The organism is Paenibacillus sp. UASWS1643 (genome assembly GCF_008693195.1).
GTDB classification, from domain to species: Bacteria; Bacillota; Bacilli; order Paenibacillales; family Paenibacillaceae; genus Paenibacillus; species Paenibacillus amylolyticus_B.
Map to the genome: position 1 here is coordinate 14149 of NZ_VXKZ01000105.1, position 16862 is coordinate 31010.

At 46.2% G+C, this 16862-nt stretch carries 17 protein-coding genes; 3 read left to right on the forward strand and 14 right to left on the reverse strand.

Going from position 1 to position 16862, the window contains the following annotated elements:
* Window positions 1-45: 45 nt before the first annotated feature.
* Window positions 46-612 carry a dihydrofolate reductase family protein gene (locus FE296_RS11710; protein WP_150365014.1) on the forward strand — a complete coding sequence of 189 codons (567 nt, stop codon included), beginning with the start codon at window positions 46-48 and terminating at the stop codon, window positions 610-612.
* A 117-nt stretch (window positions 613-729) separates the two neighbouring features.
* On the opposite strand, the gene FE296_RS11715 is transcribed toward FE296_RS11710, so the two are convergent.
* The 8 genes from FE296_RS11715 to FE296_RS11740 all read right to left on the reverse strand — a co-directional run bounded on the left by FE296_RS11715 (window position 730) and on the right by FE296_RS11740 (window position 8708).
* Window positions 730-1854 carry an SGNH/GDSL hydrolase family protein gene (locus FE296_RS11715; RefSeq protein WP_150365015.1) on the reverse strand — a complete coding sequence of 375 codons (1125 nt, stop codon included), beginning with the start codon at window positions 1852-1854 and terminating at the stop codon, window positions 730-732.
* Between the two features lie 63 nt (window positions 1855-1917).
* Window positions 1918-2286 (reverse strand): DUF4180 domain-containing protein, encoded by a 369-nt coding sequence (locus FE296_RS11720; protein WP_124116865.1) that lies wholly within the window; start codon window positions 2284-2286, stop codon window positions 1918-1920.
* A 67-nt stretch (window positions 2287-2353) separates the two neighbouring features.
* Entirely contained in the window at window positions 2354-2464 is a 111-nt protein-coding gene (locus FE296_RS33260) for a hypothetical protein (protein WP_223868848.1), read from the reverse strand.
* Window positions 2461-2652: a hypothetical protein gene (locus FE296_RS33265; RefSeq protein WP_223868849.1), complete on the reverse strand. Its 192-nt coding sequence runs from the start codon at window positions 2650-2652 to the stop codon at window positions 2461-2463. Before FE296_RS33265 ends, FE296_RS33260 begins: the two co-directional genes overlap by 4 nt.
* A complete protein-coding gene (locus FE296_RS33270) occupies window positions 2649-2945 on the reverse strand; it encodes a response regulator (protein WP_223868850.1) in 297 nt (98 codons plus the stop codon). The genes FE296_RS33265 and FE296_RS33270 overlap by 4 nt, the downstream gene beginning before the upstream one ends.
* Window positions 2917-4248: an ATP-binding protein gene (locus FE296_RS11730; protein WP_223868851.1), complete on the reverse strand. Its 1332-nt coding sequence runs from the start codon at window positions 4246-4248 to the stop codon at window positions 2917-2919. Before FE296_RS11730 ends, FE296_RS33270 begins: the two co-directional genes overlap by 29 nt.
* Window positions 4249-4404: 156 nt before the next feature.
* Window positions 4405-7548, reverse strand: coding sequence for a hybrid sensor histidine kinase/response regulator (locus FE296_RS11735; RefSeq protein ID WP_150365098.1), 3144 nt, complete (start codon window positions 7546-7548; stop codon window positions 4405-4407).
* A complete protein-coding gene (locus tag FE296_RS11740) occupies window positions 7545-8708 on the reverse strand; it encodes a response regulator (RefSeq protein WP_150365017.1) in 1164 nt (387 codons plus the stop codon). The genes FE296_RS11735 and FE296_RS11740 overlap by 4 nt, the downstream gene beginning before the upstream one ends.
* A gap of 171 nt (window positions 8709-8879) precedes the next feature.
* Here FE296_RS11740 and FE296_RS11745 point away from each other — a divergent pair, with 171 nt between their 5' ends.
* Window positions 8880-9377, forward strand: coding sequence for a DinB family protein (locus FE296_RS11745; RefSeq protein ID WP_124116868.1), 498 nt, complete (start codon window positions 8880-8882; stop codon window positions 9375-9377).
* Between the two features lie 256 nt (window positions 9378-9633).
* Window positions 9634-10704, forward strand: a complete 1071-nt coding sequence (locus tag FE296_RS11750) for an SDR family oxidoreductase (RefSeq protein WP_124116869.1) — start codon at window positions 9634-9636, stop codon at window positions 10702-10704.
* A 55-nt stretch (window positions 10705-10759) separates the two neighbouring features.
* Here the strand turns inward: FE296_RS11750 and FE296_RS11755 are convergent, their stop codons facing one another.
* The 6 genes from FE296_RS11755 to FE296_RS11780 form a co-directional block, all read right to left on the reverse strand.
* On the reverse strand, window positions 10760-11137 hold the full coding sequence (locus tag FE296_RS11755; RefSeq protein ID WP_124116870.1) for a winged helix-turn-helix transcriptional regulator: 378 nt from the start codon (window positions 11135-11137) through the stop codon (window positions 10760-10762).
* 31 nt (window positions 11138-11168) lie between these two features.
* Entirely contained in the window at window positions 11169-11588 is a 420-nt protein-coding gene (locus FE296_RS11760) for a MarR family winged helix-turn-helix transcriptional regulator (RefSeq protein ID WP_074092829.1), read from the reverse strand.
* Window positions 11589-11654: 66 nt separating this feature from the next.
* Complete coding sequence (locus FE296_RS11765) at window positions 11655-12389, reverse strand: SDR family NAD(P)-dependent oxidoreductase (protein ID WP_124116871.1); 735 nt, start codon at window positions 12387-12389, stop codon at window positions 11655-11657.
* 345 nt (window positions 12390-12734) lie between these two features.
* A complete protein-coding gene (locus FE296_RS11770) occupies window positions 12735-13712 on the reverse strand; it encodes an SMI1/KNR4 family protein (RefSeq protein WP_150365018.1) in 978 nt (325 codons plus the stop codon).
* A 212-nt stretch (window positions 13713-13924) separates the two neighbouring features.
* Window positions 13925-15550 carry a rhamnogalacturonan lyase B N-terminal domain-containing protein gene (locus FE296_RS11775; RefSeq protein ID WP_150365019.1) on the reverse strand — a complete coding sequence of 542 codons (1626 nt, stop codon included), beginning with the start codon at window positions 15548-15550 and terminating at the stop codon, window positions 13925-13927.
* 351 nt (window positions 15551-15901) lie between these two features.
* Complete coding sequence (locus FE296_RS11780) at window positions 15902-16774, reverse strand: AraC family transcriptional regulator (protein WP_124116874.1); 873 nt, start codon at window positions 16772-16774, stop codon at window positions 15902-15904.
* Window positions 16775-16862 lie beyond the last annotated feature (88 nt).

Sequence of the window (16862 nt, forward strand, 5' to 3'; positions counted from 1 at the left end):
ACTTTTGTCATAGTTAAAGTGTATCATACATTTTAGAAGGGAGCGATGAATATGTCTGATAACAAAACAATTTTGTACATTGCTATGAGTTTGGATGGATATATCGCAAGACTGGATGGTTCGGTCGATTGGTTATTTGATGTGGAGGGTGACGGTGGAGACAACGGGTATGCCGCCTTTTATCAGACGATCGGTAGCGTCGTTATGGGACGTTACACGTATGAAGAGGTGCTCACACTTTCTGAAGAATTCCCCTATGCGGATCGCCCAACGTATGTACTGACCCGCTCAGAACAGCCGCCCGCTCCGCATGTACAGTTTACAACCGAGACGGTAGATACGCTCATTCCCCGGTTAAAACAAACTTCTGATGGAGACGTGTGGATTGTGGGTGGCGGAATACTGGTTGAAGCTGTGTTAGCAAAAAAATTGCTGGATGAGATTGAAGTTGCCATCATTCCCAAAATTCTTGGCGAAGGCATTCCCTTATTCCCGACAGGCACTGTGCCAAGCCAATTCAAAATGATCCGAACCCAGACGCTGGGACAGATCATTTCGATTCGTTATGAGGTACAGAACAGCGGCACAACGGACACACCCTCGAATGTCTAGATAAGTAGAAAAGGAAAAAGACCATTCTTATGATGAAGGGACCCATAAAGTTAGACACAATCTAACCATCGGGGTACATTTCATGAAAGAGTGGTCTTTCCTTTACCATATTTCAAGCTATCCTATCATTCCTCGTACATATTCCGCTAACACCTCTGCCGTCCTACGGTGAGATAACTCGCCAGGATGGGTGCGCGCCCCTACCGTCTCTTCGGTAGTATCAGGAAGCTGGATGATTGAGACCTTGCGGTCCCCTGTCTCCTTTGCATACGCATCAACCGCACGGTAGATGGCGGGCATCATGGGAAAACCAAGCATGCCATATGCCCATACGAGATGTGCCGCCGGATTGTTTTTCCGAAGTTTGAACAGGAACTGTTCCACCGCTTTCTCAAAAGCAGCCAGATCCTCCTCATGATACGTACCATCTTCGTTCAGCCGCTGCTTGTACACCTTGCCAGTGTCGGGGTCTTTCCACTCAGGTGACTGAAATGCGCCCCCATCATTGCTGCCCAAGTTCACGACCACCGCATCCGGCTGCCACGAACCAAAATTATGCTGATCTCCTGCACCGAGCGCTTCGTTACGCTCACCAGTAAGCAAGCCACAGACCTGTTCGTAATACTCGGGGATGTTCCCTTTTGGATTGTTATCCCAACTTGTCAGCACACCCCAGCCACTTTGCGAGATGACCCGATACTCCGCATTCAGCGCTTCTGCTGTCATGGATGTATAATTATGTATGGCGCTGAACCACATCGGAATCCAATCTTCCTCCGCTTTCGCTCCAATCGCACCTTCGCCAGATGTAATACTGTCACCAATGAACTCGATCTTGTACGGTTTTTCCTGAACAGGCAGGAACGCTCCATCGGATTTCACCGCATGAATCTGCAAGGCACAACCCGGGTCACCACTCATCGCTTGAACATCTTTGACGATCCGTACATTCTTCACCACATTCGTGTTCATTCCTCGGAATATACAGACCCAGTACCTTCCCGCCGTTAACATCTGTCTGCTCACTGGAACACCATTGATCAGAATGCTGATCCACGACTCATACATGTCATACTGTGACTCTACCTCAACCCATAGTTCGGAGCCCCGTACATTGAGTTCAACTGCACTCCCCGTCCAAAATAACGTCAACGGCGATCGCTCTTCAGTTGTTCTGCCATGCACTTTAAGATTTCCGATCTCAGGCAGAGCATATACCTTTAAATTCTCATTAGATATCACGGTGCAAACCTCCTACGTTTGGCTCAAATTATAAGCAGGCTCTCTACATGTCTCGGATGTACCTTAACTGATACTATGCAACTTTTGAAGCGCTTCCTTTTTGTTTTTCAAAAAGAAAACATGCTTGCCATTGTTGCACTCATAGATGAAATCTCTCAGGCTTTTGCTGTTATGTCCTTCGAAATCTCCCACAATAGCAAGCTTAACATGATAGTTCACGTATTTCTGCAAAATCTCGCCTGCAAGCTTGGTTTTCAGTTCGAAGAACTCTTCCGTGATGTTCGATTTGTCGATAATGAGTTTATCAGCATCATCGGTATACCTTACCGAAGCCATCAAATCCAGTGCATCTTGAGCATTGTTGATGACGATGTCATTACTTTCAATTATGGCGACCTTAGAATTGCCTTGTTGATCAATAGTTATGTTCATTTCACTTTCTCCTCCTCTGAAATTCGGCTTTGGGTTAAGAGATAACATATCTCAGCTATTCAGTTGTTCAATTATTCATCTTTTCAATTGTCTCCATGTAGAACACATGCAGGAACTTTTTGATATTAACCTTGCCTTTGTCACCTGCCTGATCTTCTTCCATGGCTCTCATCTTCATTCGAACATCCTGGAAGTCAAAGTAGAGGGGAGCATAATGTTCAAACTTGTGGTTGCTATCAGAATGCTTCTTGCCGCATCTCGCACCGTACGACCTTGAGCAGGGGCCGCCGCTTCCACCAGATTCAATCGAGCCATCGACTGCTTGATCTCCAGCACGTAACGTTCGTACTTCCACTGTTCATTCACTTTGTTGAGCACATGCTCCACTTCCACCCGATTAATCGGTTTATGAATGAAGAATTCAATGCCGTTCTGGTAGGCCTGCGCTTCAGTTTCGCTACTATCTCAATTCCGTCCTGATCCGGCATCAGCAGATCAATCAGCACCGCATCAGGACGCAGATCCATGATCATCCGCGCTCCTTCTATGCCGCCCTCAGCCATGCCTGCAAGCTCGCCGATTCCACAGGATTCAATGATATCATGCAGCATGCTCCGGCTCACCACATCATCATCCACGATCATGATAGAAAGTGTCATCGACATCGGCCCCCTTGATTAAATTCATTTTGGGAAAAGCTATAGCAAATGTTGTCCCTGTCTCTCCTGGAGGCGCCGACTCTACCTTAATTTGTCCCGCCAATGACTGGACGATATCACGCACATGGGACAGGCCAATGCCCGTCGCGGCAATGCCAACTTCATTGAACTTTGTTGTATAGCCCGGTTCGAAGATAACATCCCGTTTGGCTTCAGGTACGCCTTTACCAGAATCCATCACGACAAAATGCACGTCACCTTCCTGTTCATACACACGAATTCGGACCGCCCCGTCATGCTCAATCGCTTCTACCGCATTGGCAATCAGGTTATTCATTACCGTTAGAAGAGGAATGTAATACGGAGACTCACAATCATACTGTTGCTCAATATCGATCTCGACCTGCTTATGCAGCATTTCGCTATATTTTCGATTTGCTTTGCTGGCAAAGTTCAGTACTTCAGACAGGCTCATATTAACCGCTTTTTCGTTATCATACAGCTTCAGCAGACCCGCGAGAATGCGTTGTGAATCCTTCTTCACTTCATGAATCTGCTGAGCAATGCCCAGCGTGCGCTGACTGTATTGATTCATGTCCTGCTCCCGGAGATCGCGATATAGATCATAGCTGTCTGCCGTAATGCCTTCGATCGTATTCATCGCTTTCTTCAGATAAAAGACCTCGCTATACAGACCCGAGTTCACACTCAGCATCTGCTCCATCCGCTTCTCCTGCTCTGCATGTAAAAGCCGCATCTGCCTCACCGCAATGCTGTTATATAGCCCAATCACAAAGTAACTTCGCAGACCACCTACCACAAGCAGATACAACCATTCCTTCATATAAAAGATATTGGTCCCGCTTAACATTCCGCGAAAAAGAAGCTCCACAAGATTAGAGGAGAAATCGATACATGTGATTAACCCGCCGAGCAGAAGAGGCTGTATCTCATGGAATCGATGCTTGAATTTGCTAAGCCCATAGGCAAAGACCACATAATACACGCCTGCCCCCAGATTGTCCCGCATGCTTTCCAGTATGGACACGGTCTGTACATGATTGATAAGATCTGCCGACTGAAACAGCAAATTCGCGATGCCTGTCAGGATTCCTGTCTTCACATAAGACAAGTGTGGCATGATCATCAGCAGAAATAAAAGGATGCTAACCCCCAGCCCGATTCGGAAGTAATCTTCCCGGAACGGATTTATCTTGAATTGCGCCCCTACCGCTGTAGCAAAGGCAATAGCCATCATCTGTACATTTTCATTTTTGACCCAATTGCGCATCGATCTCTTCACCCACTATAACAACGTTTAGCGCCTACTGCCGGAACTCGCGCTTCTAATGTTAAACATACTAACATATGAAAGATGCATTAGAAATAATTAAAAATAGGGATTGAATGCGCAAGCAAAACAAAAAGGCCGGAAGTCTTCACTTCTGCGGCCTTCTCCTTATATCTTATCCGGAATATCAAATGATACCATCGTGCCCTCACCCGGCTCACTTACGATCGACAATCCCCGACCATACCGTTGCAGCAATCTGCGGTTTGTATTCACAATGCCTATTCCGCCTTTCCCACCCGGCGTAGCATGTAGCAGTTCTGCAACCTTCTCCGGTTCCATACCTTTGCCATTATCCTTCACCTCAATACGGGTATAACCCTCATGACGAGTGATGGATAGGCATAACGTACCACCTACATTGCGGCTTAATAGACCGTGTCTGACAGCATTTTCGATTAAAGGCTGGATCGATAGCGGCGGGAGAAGCAACGGAAGGTCCGGCTCTACGTTTAATACCACCGACAATCGATCTTCAAATCGTGTTTTTTCAATAAAAAGATAGGCTTCAACGAGTTCCAGCTCGTATGATAATTTCACCAGTTCCCCTGTATTGAGATAGTTGAAGCTGATCCGTAAATAGGACGAAAAAGCTTCACCAAGTTTCCGCATATGCTCTGTATCAATATCGCTTAAAACCATAAGTGAATTCAGCGTATTAAACAGGAAGTGAGGCTGAATCTGAGCCTGTAAATAAGCGGCCTCCATGCGCAGGCGCTCTTGGATAGACTGATTTAGCATGGTCAATGCACGTATCCGATATTTCAGTTCTACCGCATCTACAGGCTTCGTGACATAATCATTGGCCCCCGATGCAAACCCCGTGTAGATGTCTGGCGGCTGACTTCGTGCCGTCAACAGAAGCACAGGAAGCTCAGACATCGAGAACTGTTCCCTCACCTTCTGGGTTAACTCATATCCAGACATATTGGGCATCATCACATCTGTAATGAGCAGATCCCACTGACGTGTGCCGAGCAATTCCATCGCTTCCTGACCCGAACCTGCTGTAGTTATATCATATGGTTCGGTCGAAAGAATGCTGACCAGCACATCCAGATTCACCGGATCATCATCGACAGCCAGAATGGTGGCTTTTCCCTCTTTTAACAAAGGAGCCATCTCTGCCGTCGCCAAGGCTTCCGCGTCCCCCATACCTGGGCGGGGTAACAGGAATCCGCTAGGTGCATCTTCCATCATCTCCATTGCCTGTTCCCAGATTAGAGGTAGCTGTGACTGAGCCTGATCGGCGGCTTCATCCGCGAGTGGCAGATCGAAGCTGAATATCGAGCCCTTTCCGAGTTCCGAGTGAACCGTAAGTGCCCCGCCGTGCAGTTCTACGAGCTCTTTGCAGATGTTCAGTCCAAGTCCGATGCCTTGTCCATCGCTTATTCCATACGACCCTTGTTCATACGGAAGGAAAATGCGCATCCGTGTGTCCTCATCCATGCCAATGCCTGTATCCGTCACATGAATCAGAGCATGTTCTTCACAAATTTCGGCACTTACGGTTATCGTTCCTTCCTCTGTATGTTTAAGCGCGTTATGCAGCAGATTATACAAAATCTGAACGAGCCTTTCTTCATCAGCCATGACCAGTGGGAACGATTCCGGAATCTCCATATGAAGGTGGACTGGTTTTCGTTCTGCCATGAATTGCAGCATGGCGATAATGCCAGGCACAACCGACTGTATGGAAAGAGGACTCTGACGCAACACAATGCGGTGCTCCTTCAGTCGGACTACATCCAGTAGATCACCAAGGAGATGTGACATCCGTCGACCGATCGTAACCAGCAACTCCATATCCTCCAGGCTCCGTTCATCCAACCGGTTTTTCTCTCGGGTGACCACGTTGTGAGCGATGTTAATAATCCCGTGCAGTGGGGTCCGCAGTTCATGTGATGTATTCGCCAAGAATTGATCTTTAATTTTGTCACCCTTCTGCAGTTCTGTATTCAACTTCATGTTCTCCTTGGCATTTCTGAAGTATTTCTTGAACCAATAGGCGGAGAAGCCGGTAATGGCAAAGATGATGTCAATTGGATAATAGACTGTTGTCACATCTTTCGATGTCTCACTTGTACTCCACAACATATTGGATATGATGCCTCCGGCTGTCAGGAGTAGAAAGACCATATCCCGATCAGCCTGTTTCCTAAAGAGCATGACACCTACAATGTACAGGAACCAGAGAGAAGAGACGAGAAAGAATACGTCGATGAAAGCGTAATGAACCATGGTATAGACAATGTGAATGGGCACAGCCAAAATAACAGCAATATAAGCCATTGTCGTGACAATACCTAATTGAAGGATCACTGTTCGTATATGTACCAAGGTCAATCTCTGGAACAACAGCAGAATACAGGCATTTTGCAGCAGCAGACCAATCAGACGAAGCTTGATCCCCCACGTATAGTTAATAGGGAGCCATAACATCAGAATGTTATCATGACCAGCCATAACCACGATGCCCACAGATAAGGTTAATATAGCTGCAACAAGTAAGGCCCGCTCCTGGGGGTTGAACACAAACAGAATACAGGCATACATGCCATGAAGGAGTAGAACGAGAAAAATGGCCAGTTGAAAACCAATGGAATACCAACGTGCGTAATCAACCGCCGCTTGAGAACCAAAGCGAACGGGTTTACCGATTCCGCCTATGTACGGGCTATCATAATTGGCTACACGAATGAGTAATTCAATCTCGGTGGTTCCGTCATGTTCATAGGTCGCCGTATACGAGTTACTTCTCGGTACATATGTATCTGCATCCTCCGATATCCTCCCCATTCCACCTGTGATATCCCCATTGAGTTCAATCTCCGATGAACTTCGAATGTTTTTGAACCAGAAGCCCACAGGTGTTTGGAGGGGATCCGTCAAAATGCGTAATCGGTATGTGGCATAGCCAATTGCACTCTCCAGACCCCGATTCTTCTCGGTATTTTCCCAATTGCCCGGAACTTGAACTACGCCTGCCGTAGCTCCTCCCCTACCTGAAATATCCTTACTGGTCAGTAATTCATTCGAATATAGTTCCCATTCTCCATTCAGATACATGATCGGCGTTCGCTCCAGATCAACACCTCGCAAGTCAAGTACACCATTCACAGCGTGATGCTCATCCAAGGCAGGGAAGAACTGCGACCAGACCCAACGCATGCCAACCAATGCCACTAAAATAATCGACAGGATCAGAACATATTTGAAACGGCTTGCGGACTTTGGTTGTCGTAACTTCATTGGATACGCTGCCCTGATTTGATCAGTCCCAGCTTCCAGTCCCTGTACCATTCGCGGACCTCTTCACTAATCGGTATCTCCAAATCTTGCTCCATTCTGGTGGTTAAGAGACGATACTGCTCCTCTACACCGAGATCGTTGTGCATTTCATCATATAACTTCATTAGCATAAAATAACTTTCTTCTTCATCCGGAAGCATATGCTGGATACGTTGTGTACTCTCGATCACTTTCTCCACCAGCCCATGCTGCTGGTAATACAGACTTAGTTGTCTCATATGATACAGCCACAGATAGCGTAATCTTTCCCGCTCAGGTTCAGCCCACATGTATTCATAATTGCCAAGATAGGTACCCTTATATAGATGAAGCGCTTGCTCATAGGCATGAACGGTACTTGCGTCTACGACTTTCCATTGCCTGATTTCCCGTTCCCACTGTTCACTATCCAGCTGAGCCTCACCCAATTCGAGTCGATAGCCTGCCTCCAGGTGTCCACTCTGAATCGTGATCATATCCATATTGCAAGTTTTTAGGGTTTGGCGGACATGATAAATCGCAGTGTAGAGTTGGTGTGCCGTTTTTTCCTCTTCCATTCCCGGCCACAGAAGCTCCAGCAGAACACTGCGATGAATAACCTGGTTCCGATGGTGAAGCAGGTATGCAAACAGCTCCTGCGCCTTGCTTGTGCGCCATTTGGCAACCTGAATATCCTTGCCTGGAAGCTTAAACTGAATCTGATTAAAACAGCAAATTAAAGGTACGTTTGTATCTTTTGACCGCTGCTCCCGTTTTACGCTCAGTTTCTCTCTTACTCGGCTTACCGTCTGCTTCAATCGATCCTTTTGGATGGGCTTCATCACATAGTCCAAGGCCTGTAGTTCGAAAGCATGCACTGCATATTGATCGTAACTGGTCACAAATATAATTTCGGTGCCCGGTGTTGCCGTCTGAATCTGTCTTCCCAGATCCATACCATCCATCTCCGGCATATGAATATCCAGAAATACAACATCAGGACGGTGCTCCACAATACCCGCCACAGCCTCTGTTGGATTCATATATGTAGCAATAATTTCGATGTCGCTTACTTCTTTTTCTAGTGATTTTTGAAGGCCTATCAACGCTAGACGTTCGTCGTCAACCAATATCACTTTCACAGGAGCTTCCTCCTCGACCCTGAGGTCTTGAGATTTATTTTCACTATTATATCATAGGCATTTTAAGTATTATGGTTATCATTTCCCAATTTCAATTTCTAGAAATTTAATTGTATAATATTAAATAGAAGACAGGTTAACAATCCGGTCTGGAAGAAAGGAAGGTTCCATATGTCAGATGTGAATCAAAGCTTCGGGCAAGCCCTTGTTAAATCATTAGTGGGGGAACGCGGTCATATCCGCATCGCCCATGCTCTACCCGATATCGATGTCACACTTGCTGCTCGTACGCACGAGGCCATGCCTTATACGATCTATCAGTTGGTGAAACATATGCATTATTGGCAGCAATTCATGCTCGAACACTTGGAAGGACGCAAGCCACAGCCCCCTGCTAACGCGAGTGAGAGCTGGCCTGAAGAGAAAGGTCCTCAGGACGAAGCAACCTGGAAGGCAGATATTCAGGCATTCCTGGATGGGGTTGATCAAGCGGTAACCATTGCAGAAACAGCACAATTAGATGAGCCACTACTTTATTTCCCGGGGGAAACCAAAGCAGGACTTCTGCGCAATATCGCCTCTCATAACTCGTACCATCTAGGGGAGATTGTTCTGCTGCGTCGCTTCTACGGTGCATGGCCGCCTCCAGGTGGCGGATATCCAGCGTAAACCATAGTTACATCAGATCTAGTGAACGAATATACACACACTCTAAGCTGTGAAAGGAGCGATTGTTCCTTTTACAGCTTCTTGTCGTTAGAGGCAAGTAACAAATAACATCCATTGAACGTACAGATTATAAAGCTCGTATCCTGCTCCAGGCTCATATATTACTTCAAAGTACGTATATGACTTTGAGGTGCGTACTTCTCATCCTTCTTTTTCTGACCCACAATATGAACAGAAGAAGAGAGGAGCATGTCCATTGAAACCCGAACAATCCGTTACCCGTTACACCGCACTTGTCATTGGTGCTGGAGGCGTCATTGGAAGAAACCTTATTGATTATCTGATGACACTTCCCGAGTGGAATGTCATTGGTGTATCTCGCCGCGGAGGGGAAGATGCCCCTGGGTTACGTTATATATCAGCTGATTTACTGAACGAAGCAGACACACAAGACAAACTAAGTCATTTAACGACGGTTACGCATATTTTCTATGCCGCGTATCAGGATCGCCCAACCTGGGCCGAATTGGTACAGCCCAACTTGGCCATGCTCGTCAATGTGGTGAATACGATTGAACCGATCGCTCCAAATCTCCAACATATTAGCCTAATGCAAGGTTATAAAGTGTACGGTGCGCATCTGGGCCCATTCAAAACACCTGCCAAAGAAACGGATGCACATCATATGCCCCCTGAATTCAATGTCGATCAGCAACAGTTTCTCGAGAAACGGCAACCCGGAAGCAGCTGGACCTGGTCAGCCCTTCGCCCGTCTGTGGTGTGTGGATTTGCCCTGGGTAATCCAATGAACCTTGCCATGGTTATTGGCGTATATGCGGCTATCTCCAAGGAACTTGGCTTGCCACTTCGATTCCCTGGGAAACCAGGAGCGTATCATTCGCTGCTTGAAATGACGGATGCCACATTGCTCGCTCATGCAACCGTATGGGCAGCAACCGATCCGCGATGTGCCAATCAGGCATTTAATATCACCAATGGCGATCTGTTTCGCTGGAATGAACTATGGCCCAAAATCGCTGCATTTTTCGAATTGGAAACAGCACCTCCACTGCCCCTTTCACTTACAACCGTGATGGCAGATAAAGAAAATCTTTGGAATTCCATGATTGGAAAGTATGGTTTGGTAAACACCCCTTATGACGACGTCTCTTCTTGGGCATTTGGAGACTTTGTCTTCTCGTGGGATTATGACTTCTTCGCGGATGGTTCCAAAGCTCGCCGCTTCGGATTTCATGATTTCATTGACACTGAGGCTATGTTTATGGATATTTTCAGAAATCTACGTGATCGCAAGATCCTTCCGTAACTTAGATAAATGCATAATAAGCCGATTCCTGAATTCCAGAATCGGCTTATATAAGTCACTCAACGTCATTAGTCGTTGGCGGCTTAAACAGAATTTTCCCTCGATCACCATAAACATTCTCCACGTGTATATCGCCCCACCTACACATTAGATGAAGAATCTCTTTAAGACTCCATCCATACTCTGTTAACTCATACTCCACTTTAGGTGGGACTTGGTGATGGGAAATACGGACAATAACCCCCGCCTCCGTTAGTTCACCAAGTTGCTGAGTCAACACTTTCTGAGTGATCGCAGGGATCAGTTTCATCAGCTCACCATTACGTTTCTTGCCAAAGGTAAGATGGAATAGAATAACAGGCTTCCACTTTCCCCCGATTACCTCAAGAAAAGCTTCAACTGCGGTGTTATATACTTTGAGCGGTTCCTCCATATCACCTTCTGTCTCCCTTCCAGGCTATGGCTCAATCTTCCCGATTCATCTTCTCAAAAATATGGACTAATTGCGCTCGATCCTCTTCGTTTAATTTCTGGAATAAATTCTTACGCAGCTTCTGGCCCTCCAATATTGCTCTTCCGAGGACTTCGGCCCCTTTATCCGTAATGTTCAAATAAATAATGCGACGGTCCGCTTCATCTACCATTCTGACGACTAATTCCTTGGCTACCATCTTGTCAGATAAATAACTGAGTGTAGGCGGCGTGAACCCTAACATTTTTGCAATATCCGAAGGTCGGCTTTTTCCATTTTGATGGAGATGGCTGAGTACAAGCACATGAGAGACACCGAGGTCCTCATTGAATGATTTGTTCCATTGTATGATTAATTTATTGGTGAAATTATCCATGTTGTGTATAAGCTCAAAAATGTTCTGTTCTTCCATTAGATCCTCCTCGAAAAAATAAACAACAGCCCTCATTCAACTTAAGGGCTGTCATCATTTTACACGCTATTGGGCTGAGTAGCCACCATCGATCACCAGTTCAGATCCTGTAATGTACGAAGAATCATCCGACGCCAGGAACAACGCGGCTTTGGCAATATCGATAGCCTGGCCCAGACGCTGCAGAGGCGTTGCCTGAATTAATCGTTCAAGCAGTTCCTTTGATGTGTTCAAGGATTGGGTCATTGGTGTTTCGATGATCCCAGGAAAAAGAGCATTCACCCGAATACCTTGACGTCCGAAGGTCGTCGCAGCGGCTTTGGATAATGCACGTACCGCGCCTTTGGATGCCGAGTAATGGTTGAATCCTTGTCCAATCAAAGCGGTGTACGATGAGATATTGACGATGGAACCTTTCTTCTGGGCCGCCATATAAGGAGTGACATGTTTCATGCCAGCGAATGGGCCGTAACCGTTAATGGAGAGCATTTTCTCCCAATCCTGTGCATTGATTTCCTCAAATGGCTTCTCTGAAGATATGCCTGCATTGTTGACCAGAATATCAATTTTCCCAAAACGTTCATTCACTACTTTCGCCAGTGCCTGCCAACCTTCATCCGAAGATACATTCAACTTCATTCCGTACACATTCTCTTTTTGGCTTGCTTTCTCCAGAGCTTCCTCATTAATGTCTGCTGCAATGACGATGGCGCCTTCCTGTGCAAAAAGATCAACCATGCCCTCCCCGATTCCCGAGGCTCCGCCAGTAATAATGGCTACTTTATTATCTAATTTTCCCATGTAAAATGCTCCTAACGTATTTTATTTATTTGGATGAATCTAATCCAGTGAAATTTCGCCTGGAGAAACCATTATTATTTAGATCTCTAAAATTTATATAATTAAATATTAGATGTCTAAATATTATCAGAGTAACTGCCTTTATGCAATGCGAACGCCTCTATATGCTTATTTTGGATCTTTATAACAAATCTAATTCATCTATTTTCATTCTTTGACAAAAACATAGCTCGGCAACATGGCCGTTTATACAACTAACCAGGCAGCAAAAAAGGCTGCTCCCTTCGTTAGGGTGCAGCCTTTTCAATTTCAACGATTTGTATCAAGAGAAGCTCATACCCTTACTTACAGTGAACCTTCAAGGTTTGCAGGTTGATTTTCCTCATTCACCAGACCTTGAATAAAGGTTTCAAAATTGGGTGCAAGCCAAGTAATCTTGTAGCTTTCTTTTTTATCCACATGAACAACCTCGGGCTCACCAGCATTGCCGGATTCACGATAATCCAGCATCACGATCTCCGAATCGGAAGGGCACTCACATAACACAACACCAATCTCGGGGTACCCGCCCTGCTCGATGATGTACCGGCTACCCGATTGACCACCTAACGAATGTGCTTTCTCACGTCCAATACCCAGTATTCCCTTGACCTCAACGCGGATTTTCTTGGCAGCCTCTGCTTGGCTAACAGGATAATACCGATAGTGGGGAACACCGCCATTATGTAATTTCATCATGTTTATATAGGATGTTGGCAGCTTGAACACCAACTGCTCCTCCATTGACTCGATCTGTCCATCGGTAGGCGGGGCCAACACATATTGATCCACGGCTTCAGCACTGTCATTCCAAAAACCTGTTGGTTCCAGATGGCTATCCCTAAAAGGTGCGGTTGAGATCTCAGGGACAGCTGGATCTGTACTTACCGATTCGTCTAGGGATTCCTCTAAGAGTTCCTCTGAGGGTTCCTCCTCCATTTTACTTCGAATCCATCCCAGAAACTCCAGCGTATCTTCATCCTCAGGGTCCAATTCATCCGCTCTTTCGAACGCCTGCAGCGCATGCGCATATTGCTCGAGATAATAATAAGCCAGTCCAATCCGATAATGCCAGAGTGGGTCACCTGTGCCCTCTTTAGCAACCGTCAGGAATTGTTCAACCGCTTCATCATACCGTTCCAGGTTATTTAGCGCTCGTCCCAAATGGTTAACCAGCTCATAATCCCTTTCTTCCACAGGAATCGCTTGGATTGCATCTACAATTTCCTGAAATTCATCTTCTTCATGCCACTCTTGCAATTGAACCAACAGATCGTCTCTCATTCTCTTTTCCTCCCCGTTCATTCACTCATGATTACGTATTGAAAATTATACCACTATCCGGATCACCATCTCCAGCAAAGCAAGATCCTTAGGGATATCATGAATCGATATCTTTTCATTTCCGATGACAAAGCTAAGAGGTAACCTGAACCCGGTTAAGAAAACCAGGCAGGCTACCTCCTCTATTCCTTCCACTATATTGAATTCTTCATTCAATTCAGCAACTCAACACAATCGTAGACCCAACCTGCACTTAACCAGTTACCCAAGTCACTGGAACCGCTGATTGGCGTAATCGTGATGGTATTGGAACCATTCACGAAGTAGGATGCTGGAACATTCCAGCTAAAGGTTGTGTTGTTCCCACGATACGTACCAATGGTGAAGCTACGAGAATTGGGCTGTGAAGATGCAGCAGGATTGGTTAAAGCATGTCCATTAACCGTTACACTAGGTCTGCCATTATTGTAAGCTGCGGTAATACCGATGTTGAGCGTATGAGAAGATGCCGCTTGAGATGCATTCAAATTAAACGTTATTGTGGTTGGAGAATTCTGACCACGGAACTGGATTGCCGGGAATCGATTGGTCGCGCTACCGGTAGCATAGGTGACAGGCCCCCAGCTTGGATTACGACTATCGGAAGGGTGACGGATCGGAATCGTCTGTCCATTCAGGAGCTCCCGTGGCGTACCATCCCAGTTACCGATTCGCCAGATGTTAGAGGCTTTACTTGGGTCATTGTTGATCGTACGTGTATTCAGAGTCGTCGTTTGCCCTGCCGTGACATTAACCGTTTCCGTATATACAGCCAGTTCTCCCTTATATGCTGTCATGGTGTACGTCCCCGGAATCATGCTATATTTGGTGGCTGCCCCACTTGAAGACGTCCCCACCCAATACTGGGCATTGCTATTAGCGAACCCAATTGTGTAAGCATATCCGGTATCCATCCCGGAGAGACCATTAAGCACCACGTTCCCCCGACTGGATACCCAACCCTGCAGATTCAGACCAGACATCCAGCTGAAGTCGGGTACACTCGGCGTACCGCCCGTTGTAAAGATCAAAGCATACGGCCCATGCAGACCCAGGCGCCAATTCTCCGTCTGTGCATGTCCCGAGTTCATATAGTTATATACTTCCGTCTCTGTTCCGCTTTGGAACTGGATATCACGGAAGAATGGACCACCCGAGCTTTTTTCCCGATTGCCGTAGGCCATAAATACACCGACGCCATTACCCGTAACTCCACGAACGGATAAGTCTTTGGCCTGATCATTACCATAATATTTCGAGGCACTCTGACCGTTTGCGAAACCAAATACATCCTGACTCTCGATTGCTCCTGTGTTACCTCGATTATTGGAATTCGCCGGAACACCTGTCAACACACTACCATTACCGCGGAAAATGTACCGTAACTCTCCGATCGAAGGTTGAGCCGTGATATGCGTTGCCATGTATATGATGTTCTCGCCACCACGCGAAGCATAATAGTGAGTTAGTGTGCTAGTGGATACCGTGATTAACACGGTTGATCCTGAAGGAGAGGTGTTCCACGTCACATTGGCGGAGGAGCCCAAACCTGAGCCGATATGCGATCCTCTATTGCTGTTCAGCTCCGTACCGTTCATTTTGGCCGATATAATATCGCCATTGGTTTTGTTCACCACATAGACTAATCCTGAACCGGTGTTTACTTCGATTCTTGAGCCGTTATCGGAAACATTAATGGTTGCCGCGTGTCCGGTAGATGCAGGGTATACAGCAGCTGTTGCAATCATGACGACAATTAAAAACAAACCAAGTGCCTTTCTCAATATACTTTTAGTCATGAGTAAATCCCTCCTTGGAACTCATTCGATAAAGCGCTTACATTATAATGTATAATAACTGACACTTCCGTCTCATATTGATATGTCTGCTATGTGAGCCTGTCTATAATCAATGGAATGTTATGTCTGCGTGCGTATAGAATAGAGTCATCACTTCATGTAAATCTAATCTCGCCACCCCCTTTTTAAATCACTCTTCTACATACAAGTATTCTTACAATTCCAATAAAATAATACCATTATATTACATATGTTCGCAATGAAAACGGCTCTTATATCTGATAGCAAATTCTGAAAACAAAAAAACGCAGCTTCAAAGGCTGCGCCCGCAGATACCAAGCTAGAGACGTATCATCTCTTCCGAATAGGTATCCATATCTCACTTCTATATTGCTCTACAGTAACATCCTTGTGCTCATTCCATAGCATTTCCGGACCCTCACTCAACTCATAGTCCGATGAAGGAAACCACTCTGCGTAGATCCGGCCCCACACCTCCTGAAGCGTACCAGGAAACGGACCCACGACAGTAAATACTGCCCACGTTGAAGCAGGAACCTCAAGCTGTGCCAAGCCCTCAGGTGCTTCTTTTGTCGTAGCTGCACCAATGTAATGATCCAGTTCTCCCTGTTCTGCCATCCGCCCCTCACTGAAATGGGCCGAAGCACTGATGAAGCCCAGGGGCTGGACGTTCGATGCCCCCTTGATCGTATCAATCAATTCCGGTGTAAGGCTCTGGTACATCGCAGCGATCTCTGGATTTACCCCGTGAAATACAATTGGTACCCTTTTACGAATACCCACAATTCGAAACGCCTCTTTATCCTCAATGCGGTAGTTCATTTCGCTTCCTCCTTGAATGGTCAGTTGAAATGTCATCCGTGGGAAGGCTTTAAGGGATGGGCCATGGTTTCGCGCTTCGGAGGGCGTAGTGCCATGCATGCTTTGAAATGCCCTAGTGAAAGAATCCGGCGATGTATACCCATATTTTAGTGCAGTATCAATGATTTTGCTGTCACTCTGGCTTAACTCCATGGCTGCAAGTGTCAAGCGGCGACGTCGAATATATTCCGAGAGCGTTACACCACTAAGAAAAGAGAACATGCGTGTAAAATGATATTCCGAGCAGCAGGCAATCCGGGAAATCTCCTTCATGTCCACGACGTCCATCAGATGCTCCTCAATATAATTCAAGGCTTCATTTAACCGCCTCAGCGTATCCATATCATCCCTCCCACGTTAATTTAAGCTTAGCAAAGTCATTCTCTTTGCATCCGACATTACCTGCACCATTCTGTAGGCTCTTTGCACC